This window comes from Nocardioides terrigena, from assembly GCF_003047265.1.
GTDB lineage: Bacteria > Actinomycetota > Actinomycetes > Propionibacteriales > Nocardioidaceae > Nocardioides > Nocardioides terrigena.
Map to the genome: position 1 here is coordinate 91,292 of NZ_PZYY01000004.1, position 10,343 is coordinate 101,634.

The window sequence follows — 10,343 nt, forward strand, 5'->3', positions numbered from 1 at the left end:
CACACGGAAGAGGACACCACCATGAACGACGACCACCGCCAGACCATCGTGCTCGTGCACGGCCTGTGGATGACCCCCCGCAGCTGGGAGAACTGGGTCACCCACTACCAGGCACAGGGCCACGCCGTGCTGACCCCCGGCTACCCGGGCTTCGACATCGAGGTCGAGGCCCTGCGGGCCAACCCCGAGATCATCGCCGACCTGACCGTCCCCGACACCGTCGACCACCTCGCCGCCACCATCGAGGCGCTCGAGAGCCCTCCGATCATCATGGGCCACTCCTTCGGAGGCACCCTCACCCAGCTCCTGCTCGCCCGGGGCCTGGGGTGCGCCGGCGTGGCCATCGACTCCGCGCCCACCGAGGGAGTCAGGGTGAATCCGATCTCCCAGGCCAAGTCACTGTTCCCGGCACTCAAGAACCCGGCGAACCGGCACAAGGCTGTCGGCTTCACTCCCGAGGAGTTCCACTACGCCTTCACCAACACCTTGTCGGCGGAGGACTCCAAGGCTGCGTGGGACCGCTACCAGATCCCGGCGCCCGGCAGCTGGATCTGGGAGTTCGGGCTCTTCGCCAACTTCAAGCCCGGACACCAGGACACCTGGGTCGACTACTCCGCCGACAGGGCCCCGCTGCTCTTCATCGGCGGTTCGGAGGACCACATCATGCCGACCTCGGTCAACAAGTCGAACGCGAAGCACTACAAGAAGTCCCCGGCGTTGACCGAGTACTACGAGTTCGAGGGCCGCGACCACTGGACCTGCGCCGCGCCCGGCTGGGAAGCAGTTGCCGACCACGCGCTCACGTGGGCGCGCGAGCACGCCCGCACCGGGTCCGAGACCGCTGCAGGCTCGTGATCGGGTCGTGACGAGGACGGTGGGTCCGACATGGTGCGGATGACACATCTCGGCGGACCCACCGTCCTGCTCGAGCTCGGCGGTTGGCGGATCCTCACCGACCCCACCTTCGACCCACCCGGCACCACCTACGCATTCGGATGGGGGACGTCGTCCACCAAGACCGCTGGGCCTGCGCTGGAGCCCGACGCCGTCGCACCCGTCGACGTCGTGCTGCTCAGCCACGACCACCATGCAGACAACCTGGACCAGCGTGGCCGCGACGTCCTCCCGCAGGCCGGGACCGTGCTCACCACCCGGGCGGCGGCGCGCCGGCTCCTCGGGGCAAACGCGGTGGGCCTTGCTCCCGGTGAGACCCACACGCTGCGCGCGCCGGGCAAGCAGACCCTGACCATCGGGGCCACCCCGTGCCGACACGGGCCGCCGTTCAGCACGCCCCTTGTCGGTCCGGTCATCGGCTTCACCCTGACGCTGGCGGACCGTGACACGGTCGCCGTGTGGATGACCGGCGATACCGTCCTGCACCGACCGGTCCGCCAGCTGGCCGAGAGCCTGGACGTCGACGTGCTGCTCGTCCATCTCGGCCGGGTCCGGTTCCCGACCACAGGTCGGGTGCGGTACTCCATGGACGGCAAGGACGCGGTGCGGCTCGCCGAGCTGCTGCGACCCCGCGTCGTCGTACCCGTGCACCACGAGGGCTGGTCGCACTTCAGCGAGCCCACCACCGAGCTGCGCGCCACCGTGGACCACGCGCGCCCGGCCATCGGGCAGCTCTTCACCTGGCTGGAGCTCGGCGTCGCCAGCCAGGTGGGCGACACGTCGACGTGGGGCCAAGACCTAGAGTGAAACGGTGTCCATGAAACTCCGTGGGGCGCTGGCCCGCCGCGAGAACCGACCCGTCGGTGGCTACTGCCCGATCGAGCGGACACTCGGCGTGCTGAGCACCCGGTCCGCGATGCTGGTGCTGCGAGAGGCGTTCTACGGCGCGACACGGTTCGAGGAGTTCGCCGCCCGTGCCGACCTCACCGACGCCACCACATCGGCGCGCCTCCGGGAGCTGGTGCGGGCCGGCATCCTGGACAAGCAGCCCTACCAGCGTCCCGGGCAACGGATTCGTCACGAGTACGTGCTGACCGCCGCCGGCCAGGACCTCATGCCGGCGCTGTTCGCGTTGCTCCAGTGGGCCAACCGCCATGACCCGCCTCCCTACCCACCCGACCTCCGCCACGACGAGTGCGGCGAGCCGGTGACCATCGAGGCGCGGTGTGCGTCCGGCCATGTAGTGAACGCCGACGACATCGCCGTCACGGCGGCCGGCCCCTTCGGGCTCGATGACCCGGTGACCCTCGAGGACTGGGCCGCACAACGGCCCTGAGAGCCAGCGTGACGAAGCGCCGCGGTGTCCGCAGGCGGCCGTGATCCAGAGCTGTCCAGCTGCCCGGGGCACGCGTGCTGGGGCCGGCGGACACGCGCCCGCCGGCCCCGGGTCCGGGTTACCGGGCCGCTTGGCGGATCAGCCGGGTCACGGCGCCCGGGTGGCTCATCATGGCCACGTGCGAGCTGTCGATCTCGACCGTGGTCGAGCCGGCCCGCTCTGCCATGGCTCGCTCGGCCTCGGGCGGGATGATGCGATCCTGGCTCGCCACCAGATACCAGCTCGGGATCTCGGCCCACGCCGGCGGACCCGAGGGGGTCACCAGTGCGGCGAACGCTCCGGGGCGCTGCGACGCCGCCATGAACCGCGTCGTCCGCCGGGGCAGGTCCTGGGCGAAGAGCTCGTGGAACCACACCGGATCGATGTAGGCATCCGCGTCGCCGTTGCTCGCTCCGGGGAACGGCCGCACAACCAGGTGGTCCGTCACGACCGAGGTCCCACCGCCGAGGTGGTTGGCGTCCGAGACACTCTCGCCCTCCGCGGGCGCGTAGGCGGCCACGTAGACGAGGGACCGGACGTTCTCGTTGCCGGTGGCCGCGTTGGTGATGACCACGCCGCCGTACGAGTGACCCACGAGCACGATCGGGCCCTCGATCGTCGAGAGGAAGCTCCGGAGGTACTCCCCGTCGCTGCTCGGGCCGCGGAGGGGGTTCGAGAAGGCGAGCACGGGGTAGCCCGCATTCATCAGGCGACCGGCGACGGCGCTCCATCCGCTGGAGTCTGCGAACGCGCCATGGACGAGCACCACGGTGGGCTTGGCGTCGTGCTTCTTGCTCGCCTGGGGGGCTTGAACGGCGGCACGGGTGTCTCCCGGTGGCGACGCGGCTCCCGCCGCACTGAGCATCACGCCCAGCAGACTCAGAGCCATCAGGAAGGTCGTCACGGGACGGGTCAAGAGCTTCGGTGCCATGGGGGACTCCTCGGATTGGGTGGTGACCCACCGATCCTTGGCCCGCCGGGGTGTGGCCGGACCACGTGCCGCTCGTAGTCCGACCCCTGCGTACGCGCGCGCGCCCGTCACGACGGTGGCGCAGGCCGCCCACCGTCACCGGGCGGAGATCACACAGGTGGCGCCCCGAAGACGGGGTGGTTGGGGTGCGCGGGGGACAGGTCGACCTCGCCACTCGCGGGAGCCACCAGGAACTGGGCCATCATGTCGTGGTCCTCGTGAGTGGCGTTGTGGCAGTGGATCATGTAGCGCCCGCCCAGGTGTCCGTTGGCACCAGCCTGGCCCGTGCTCCGTCCGTCCGGGTAGGTCGTCGGCGGCATCGCGTAGTGCACCAGGATCTCCACACGCTCCCCCTCACCGACGTACACGGTGTCCTTGGGCCCCTTCTCCCACGCCTCGACCCTTCCGGATCCACCGGAGCGTTTGAGGATCCGGAAGTCCGCGAGGTGCCAGTGCATCGGGTGGAACCATCCGCCGGAGTCGTTCTCGATCCGCCAGATCTCGTAGTCACCGGGCCGGGGCCGCTCGGACTCCTTGTCGTCCGCGAAGATGTTCCACTGCGAGGCCCGCACGTCCCTCCACAAGATGTCGTTGATCGAGAACTCGTTCGTCACGTCGTCGTGCTTCATGTCGATGTGACGCGTCCGACGTGCCGCGTCCGCGGATGCCCTCATCACGGTGCTGATCTCGCTGTCCGGCGGAGTCGGCACGACGTTCCAGCGGGTGTCCGTGCGCTCGCGGGTGACACGCAGCTGCATCACCTTGTTGGTGCGCAGGTAGTTCCGGTTGTTCTTGGCGCTGGCGTTGCGGAGCTCGACCTTGTCGCCGATGCGGCACGTCCCGAAGTCGACCATGACCTCGTACCGCTCGGCACTCGCATGACGCCAGGTGGTGACCTGTTGAGGAGGCGTGACGCCTCCGTCGGTGGCGACGACGAAGGTCGGGAGCACACCTCCGGTGCGGGTGTTGACGAAGCTCAGCGTCATCGACCGGGAGAGGGTCGACATCAGGACCCGGAACCGGTAGAACCGGCGCTCGACGTTGTGGAACGGCCACGGCACACCGTTGACCGTGATCACGTCGCCCCACATGCCGGAGAAGTCACGGTCCATGTACGCCAGCTGGCCGTTCTTGGCGAAGATGGCGTCGCTGATCATGAGCGGGACGTCGTACTGGCCCTGCGGCAGGTTCGCCTTCTCCCACGGGCTCTGGATGTGGTACTGCGCGAGCAGTCCGCTGTAGATGTTCTGGGCCGTCCGGTGCACGGCGTGGTCGTGGTACCAGAGCGTCCTGGCTCCTTGGCTGTTCGGGTACCAGTAGTCCTTGGACTTGCCGGGGGTGGTCAGGTCATCGGGAAAGCCGTCGTCCTGCGGGAGCGACGCCGAGCCGTGCAGGTGCACCGAGGTCGCGACGCCTCCGTAGCCGAAGGTCGGGTGGGTGGTCGGGAGCGCGTTGTGCACGCGCAGGCGCACACGGGTGTTCTGGTCCACCTTGATCAGCGGGCCGGGCACCGTGGGAGCACCGGCACCCACGGCATAGCCGAGGATCGGGGTCTTCGGTGCTCCCGGATCGAGGATCTGCGCCAGCCCGGGCCGTTCGGTGAGCTCGAAGTGCAGGTACTCGCCGTACTGGTCGGTCAGGCGCACCGGGCTCATCGCCTGCTGGACGGGCATCGGCCGCTTGAAGAGGGCTGGCTTCAACGAGGTGCTGATCCAGTCGGCTGTGCTGGCCGACTGGCCCAGCGGCACCGCGATTCCCACGGCGGTGGCGCCCACACCCAGTCCGGCCAGCATGATGAAGTCGCGGCGATCGATGTCGGCCATCGGGCCCTCCTCGGCAGTTCCTGCGATCCGAGACCGTCACAGACGATTCTGGGCACGAAACCTTGGGGGATTCTGGGTCGGACATCTCTCCGAGGACCACGGCCGGCGCGGGCCTTTTGCCCGTGCGATCAGGTGGTCTCTGCGATCTGCTTGATCGCGGCAAGGGTCGTGGGGATCCCGGCATGCGCCTGGCGGGTGCGGTCCTCGATCTCATCGGCAGCGCGCTCGCCGTACTTGTCCGCGAACATCGCCAGCCCCTCGGGGAGGAACTCCCAGGTCTCGGTCAGCCGCGTCCCCGCTCCCGCCGCCTCGACGATGAAGCCCCACCGCACGAACGCCCCTCCCACGAGCCAGGCGAACTCCTTGCCGCGGTCGGCTGCGACCACCTGGGACCGGGTCTCCCAGGTGCGGTCCGGGAGCTCGTTGCGGCCGGTGAACCAGGCGCCGACCCGACCCGCGTCCGCCTCGTCGTCCCACCAGCACGCCGTACAGACCGGGCTCCACTCGCCGGTCCGCGTGATGTCACTGACGAGGTCGTAGACCGCCTCGGGGATGGCCGCGACGATCACCGCCTCCTGGTGAGTCCTCGACTCCGACTGCGTCATCCGCGCTCACTCCTCTGTCGCCGGCTGCCGCCGTGCCAGTCCTCCTGCTTGCCGACGGCGCCGGGCTCGACGCCGAAGCCGACCAGCTGCGGTTGCTCGCGCAGGCTGCGCTTCAGCTCGGCGAAGCCGGGGAACCGGGCCAGCCCCACCACGTGGTCCCACAGCTCCCCGGCACGGTCGGGCTCGGGGAGGCGGCTGATGACAGGGCCGAAGAACGCCACTCCGTCCGGGGGTTCGAAGTGGATGATGGGCGTGCCGACGTCCTTTCCGGTCAGTGCGAGGGCCTCGTCGCCGTCCGCGCGGATCGCGGCGTCCCACGAGGTGTCGTCGAGGGCGTCGGCCAGCTGGGTGGGCAGGCCCACCTCGGTCAGGATGGGCTCGAGGAACTGGCGGGTGCCGTGTCGCCCACGGTCCGCCGTTGCGTCCGCAGGGTCGGTGGGAGGCGTGTCGAAGATGTGTGCTCCGAGCGCGGCTTGGAGCGAGTCCACGGCCTGGCTGCCGTGCTCCTGCCGCGCACGGGCCACCGTGCGCAACAGGCGCAGCCCGTCGGTGTGCCCCGCCTCGTACTCGGGTGGGAAGTGGGCGTCGTAGTCGATGTGCTCGTTGATCAGCCGCAGCGAGATGAACCGCCAGTCCACCGTCAGGTGACGCTCGGCCTGCACCATCCGGATCCACTTGCTGGTCAGCCAGCAGAAGGGGCACACCGGATCGAAGTAGAAGCGGATGTCAGCGGAAGTCATGGATCGACACTATGGCGCGCACTGCAGAGTGGAGCTGTGGGACTACGAGTCGCGCATGGGTGCGCCGTCTGGCCAAGCGGCGACACACACCTTGTTGCCCGACGGATCAGCGAGGATCCACGCGCCGGGGGCGTCGGAGTCGTCCACCACCCGCCCACCGGCCGCGACGGCTGCCGCGATCCGAGCGTCGGCCTCCTCGCGCGCAACAGAGACATCCACGTGCATCGCGTGCCGCAGCGGCTTGTCAGGGTCGAGGTCCTGCATCCACACCGTCGAGCCCTGTCCGAGGGGATCGAGGCAGTTGTCGTCGTGAAGGCTCGCGTATCCGAGGACCGCCCGCCAGAAACCGAGGTCGATCGCCTCCGGCTTGGCCGCGATCGCCACCTGCACCTCGTGGACAGCGCGCCGATCGGCAGTCGCGCCAGACTCTCGCGCCAAGGCAGAGATCGCGCGAGCCACGTCGACATGCTTGGCTTCCGTGCCCCACATCTCGCGGGTGAGCTTCACCGTCACACGATCGGACGCGAGGCTCAGCACGGTCCGCGGATCCAAGCCGCTCACGTTCGCCAGGGATGGCGCCAGGCGTGCCGCCTCCTGCAGGCTCCCGACGCGGAACACAGCCGTCGGACCGCCATGGAGGACCACCCAGTCGTCGACCCCCTCGGCGGCCAAGAACTGCCGCCACCCGTCCTCGCTCATCCGGGCATGCTAGTCCTCGGAAGGCGCGCCCAGGACTGACCTCGTAGCACCTCTCGGCCGCGTACGAGCCGAGCCCGGCGTCGCCGCTCGCGCGACGCCGGGCCACGACCGCTACCCAGCGTTCTGGAGTGCCTTGACCTCATCGCGGGCGGCGACGACGGCGGCCCGCTGGCGTACGACGACCTCGCGGAAGCCTGCACTGAGGTCCATCTCCAGGGCGTCCTCGTACTCCTTGACCGCGTGGTCCTCGCCGGTCGCGGCCGCCTTGAGCACGGCCTCGGCGTCGTCGCCGGTCAGGGCGTCCTTCAGGGAGATCCAGCCCCGATGCACGGCCGCAGCGACCGTGCCGCTCTTGTCGACGTCATCTCCGTACTCGTGGCCGAGGTCGACGATCTCGCGCCAGAATCCTTCGCGCTGCTCGGAGAAGCGCTGGAGGGTCGTGGCCCACTCGGGGTGCTCCCCGTCGCGGAGCTTCTCGGCCGCGTCGGCGTAGCCGCGCTCGCCGTCCTTCAGCGTCTCGACCAGTTCCTTGGCCGCCTTAGCGTCATCGGACATGCTGTGCTCCTTCGTGAGGTAGGTCGTCCCACCCTCGCCGACTTGCCACCTCGCCGGATCACCCGTGGGGAGGGTCAAGCTGATCGCGTGGCAGCTGCCTGGCTTCGGTCCTCGCCGAGAAGAACTCACGTGCCGAGGCGCCGGCCAGCGACGTACGTTCCTGGTCATGACCTCGGATGGATTCGTGCCAGTCGGCTTCGAGCCGCCCACCTCACTCGACAACGACCAGTTCCACCTGGAGCCGCTGGGGCCGCAGCACAACCAGGCGGATCACGCCGCTTGGATGTCGAGCATCGACCACATCCGCTCCACCCCGGGCTATCCGGACGGCAACTGGCCGCCACCCGGCGGCATGACGCTCGAGGACAACCTCGCCGACCTGCGCCGCCACGCCGACGACTTCACGCGAGGTGTCGGCTTCACCTTCACCGTCCTGGAGCCGGGCAGCACCCGCATCATCGGATGTGTCTACCTGTATCCGACGTCCTCCGAGGAGTGGGACGTGACGGCGCAGTCGTGGGTGAGCGCCGACAGGGCGGACCTCGACGTACCACTCGCGGACGCCGTCGCCCGTTGGCTCGCCACCGACTGGCCGTGGGAGCGCGTGGACCGCTGCGGGCGCTGACTCCTGCGGCCCCACACTGCGCTCACCAGGGCCCGACGCACGGGCTCGTGGGCGAGGGGCGGCAGCTCGTCCGGGCCGAACCACCCGATGTCGTCGTGTTCGTCGGGAGCGACGTTCGCTGGACTTCCCTCCCACTCATGCACCAACCAGGCGCTCACCAGCACGGGCGCTTCCGCGGGTCCGATGGTCAGCCGACACAGGTGCATCGTCGAGCTGGTCACGATCTGCACGCCGAGCTCCTCGTGCAGCTCCCGCGTGAGTGCGCCCATCTCTGACTCGCCGTCCTCGACGCCCCCACCGGGCAGGTCCCACTGGTCCGGGAACGCACGCTTGCGGGGACTGCGGTGGACAAGGAGGACCCGGTCCTCGCTGACCAGCGCGCCGACGACGACTCTGTGCATTCGCGCAGCAAAGCACGGGCATCCGACAGCGGTACGCAGCTCCAGTCGGTCAGTCCTTGCAGTCGTCGACGATCGTGCCTATGACTCCACCGATCGCGCCCCCGATCGCCGCCCCTGGTGCACCGCCGAGGGCGCCGCCGATGATCGCGCCGGCTCCTCCGAGAATCCCCTGATAGCTGCGATTGCTCTTGGCGTAGACCACGGTGGCACCGTCGTCACCCGGGACCGCCTCGTACGATCCGACGGCACCAGCAGCCAGGGCCAGAGCGACCGGTCCGGCGTCACCCTGGGCAAGCAGGCCGTTGTACATGCGGCGTACCTCGAGGTAGGCGGCCGTGGCGTTGGGTTCGCCGTCCTTCTGCTTCTGCGTGGCGTCGAACCCGATCTCGTGCATCCTGTGGAGCACGTCCCGCTCCTCCGCCGACACCCATCCCAGGTCGTGCAGCCGCTCGAAGGTCAGGCCCGTGGCCACCCTTCGGTCGCCCTTCGCCTCGCGCATCAGTCGCCGCGCCTCCTCCAGCGCCGCATGTTGGATGTCGGTGACCCCGATCCCGATCGTCTGCGTCAGCTCCATGACTGTCTCCTCCCACTCGGACGGTCGCCCCCACGCGGGGCGACTCGGTCCCTCCTACAGAGACGCGGGAGCCACCGCGAGATACGAACCGCCGGCGATTGAGGACGCCGAGGTCCCGCTCCGCTATGTCAGCGAGGTCCAGGGCGTTCTGCGCCTCGGCCCCGCCAGCCAGTCGGCTCGACGGCCCGCAGTCGCGAGCCGACGGTAGGTCCGACCTCAGAAACCGCCGAAGTCGAAGCCCCCGCCGTCCCCGCCGAAGTCGAAGCCACCGCCGTCGCCGCCGCCATCACCACCGCCATCGCCGCCGCCGTCGCCACCGCCATCGCCCCCGTCGCCACCACCGTCGTAACCGCCACCGAGGTCGCCGAACATCATCCCGCCCATGAACATCCACGTCATCGGCCCGAAGGCACCGAAGTAGCCCATGGCGTAGGGCTCGTAAGCACGGCCGCCCTGCCAGTAGGGAACCCTCTGGGCCCCGACCATCACCTTGCGGACGTCCGGCTCGGCGCCGGCGTTGACGCGCTCGACGTCGAGGGCGCAGGCCGGCACGTCGCGCTCCACGCCGTCCGGCGGCACGTAGGGGACGTCGGCGACCGAAGGCCCGTGGCGCGGGTCGAAGAAGCACGGCGGCCTCCTGGTGGGCAGAGGCTTCTCCTCGACCCGGGCGCGCACGCAGGCGACGGCATAGCGGCCGTCCTCGACGATCTCGGTGATGTGCCGGATGTCCTCCGGCTTGGTGATGGAGTCGCCGGCGAGCTTGGCCGACTCGTAGGCGTCGAGCGCACGTTGGTAGTCGGCGTTGGCGCCGGCGTCCAGCTCGTGACCGCTCATCTCCAGGTCGAGCTCCTGGAGGTCCACGCCGAAGGCGGTGATGTCCTCGAAGGCAAGTTTGCGGACCGGAGCGAGCTCGTCCTCGCGCCGGGTCAGCTCGCGCTCCTTGCTGCGACGCGACTGCACCACGACAACGGCGGCCAACGCCCCCAGGACCAACACCAGCAGGATCAGCTCCATGACGAGATCCTATGTCGCCACGAGTGAACAGCCATTGGGTCGAGGCTGGGGATCTCTCCCGGGCCGCC

The 10,343-nt window shown here is 69.5% G+C and carries 12 protein-coding genes and 1 pseudogene; 4 read left to right on the top strand and 9 right to left on the bottom strand.

Going from position 1 to position 10,343, the window contains the following annotated elements; translation table 11 throughout:
* Nucleotides 1–21 precede the first annotated feature (21 nt).
* Genes DAE25_RS09670 through DAE25_RS09680 form a run of 3 tightly spaced genes read left to right on the top strand, consistent with a single transcriptional unit; the run spans nt 22 to nt 2,230 of the window.
* Entirely contained in the window at nt 22–855 is an 834-nt protein-coding gene (locus tag DAE25_RS09670; RefSeq protein WP_107766012.1) for an alpha/beta hydrolase, read from the top strand.
* Nucleotides 856–885: 30 nt separating this feature from the next.
* The gene (locus tag DAE25_RS09675; protein WP_107766013.1) at nt 886–1,701 is read left to right on the top strand and encodes an MBL fold metallo-hydrolase; all 816 of its coding nucleotides are present in this window, start codon (nt 886–888) and stop codon (nt 1,699–1,701) included.
* Nucleotides 1,702–1,711: 10 nt separating this feature from the next.
* On the top strand, nt 1,712–2,230 hold the full coding sequence (locus DAE25_RS09680; RefSeq protein WP_107766014.1) for a winged helix-turn-helix transcriptional regulator: 519 nt from the start codon (nt 1,712–1,714) through the stop codon (nt 2,228–2,230).
* A gap of 118 nt (nt 2,231–2,348) precedes the next feature.
* Here the strand turns inward: DAE25_RS09680 and DAE25_RS09685 are convergent, their stop codons facing one another.
* The 6 genes from DAE25_RS09685 to DAE25_RS09710 form a co-directional block, all read right to left on the bottom strand.
* The gene (locus DAE25_RS09685; RefSeq protein ID WP_234410962.1) at nt 2,349–3,200 is read right to left on the bottom strand and encodes an alpha/beta fold hydrolase; all 852 of its coding nucleotides are present in this window, start codon (nt 3,198–3,200) and stop codon (nt 2,349–2,351) included.
* A gap of 149 nt (nt 3,201–3,349) precedes the next feature.
* Entirely contained in the window at nt 3,350–5,062 is a 1,713-nt protein-coding gene (locus DAE25_RS09690) for a multicopper oxidase family protein (RefSeq protein WP_107766015.1), read from the bottom strand.
* A 128-nt stretch (nt 5,063–5,190) separates the two neighbouring features.
* Nucleotides 5,191–5,667 (bottom strand): SRPBCC family protein, encoded by a 477-nt coding sequence (locus DAE25_RS09695; protein ID WP_107766016.1) that lies wholly within the window; start codon nt 5,665–5,667, stop codon nt 5,191–5,193.
* Nucleotides 5,664–6,407 (bottom strand): DsbA family protein, encoded by a 744-nt coding sequence (locus tag DAE25_RS09700; RefSeq protein WP_107766017.1) that lies wholly within the window; start codon nt 6,405–6,407, stop codon nt 5,664–5,666. The genes DAE25_RS09695 and DAE25_RS09700 overlap by 4 nt, the downstream gene beginning before the upstream one ends.
* 42 nt (nt 6,408–6,449) lie before the next feature.
* Entirely contained in the window at nt 6,450–7,106 is a 657-nt protein-coding gene (locus DAE25_RS09705; RefSeq protein WP_107766018.1) for a VOC family protein, read from the bottom strand.
* Nucleotides 7,107–7,217: 111 nt separating this feature from the next.
* Nucleotides 7,218–7,661 (bottom strand): ferritin-like domain-containing protein, encoded by a 444-nt coding sequence (locus DAE25_RS09710; RefSeq protein WP_107766019.1) that lies wholly within the window; start codon nt 7,659–7,661, stop codon nt 7,218–7,220.
* 166 nt (nt 7,662–7,827) lie between these two features.
* Between DAE25_RS09710 and DAE25_RS23845 the strand changes: the two genes are divergently transcribed.
* Complete coding sequence (locus tag DAE25_RS23845; protein ID WP_234411000.1) at nt 7,828–8,286, top strand: hypothetical protein; 459 nt, start codon at nt 7,828–7,830, stop codon at nt 8,284–8,286.
* Nucleotides 8,287–8,324: 38 nt separating this feature from the next.
* Here DAE25_RS23845 and DAE25_RS23850 read toward each other — a convergent pair.
* From DAE25_RS23850 to DAE25_RS23130, 3 genes and pseudogenes are all read right to left on the bottom strand, one after another.
* Nucleotides 8,325–8,687: pseudogene (locus tag DAE25_RS23850) on the bottom strand (NUDIX hydrolase); the annotation flags it as partial.
* Nucleotides 8,688–8,736: 49 nt separating this feature from the next.
* Entirely contained in the window at nt 8,737–9,261 is a 525-nt protein-coding gene (locus DAE25_RS09720) for a hypothetical protein (protein ID WP_107766021.1), read from the bottom strand.
* 216 nt (nt 9,262–9,477) lie between these two features.
* Nucleotides 9,478–10,275 (bottom strand): hypothetical protein, encoded by a 798-nt coding sequence (locus DAE25_RS23130; RefSeq protein ID WP_159083660.1) that lies wholly within the window; start codon nt 10,273–10,275, stop codon nt 9,478–9,480.
* Nucleotides 10,276–10,343 lie beyond the last annotated feature (68 nt).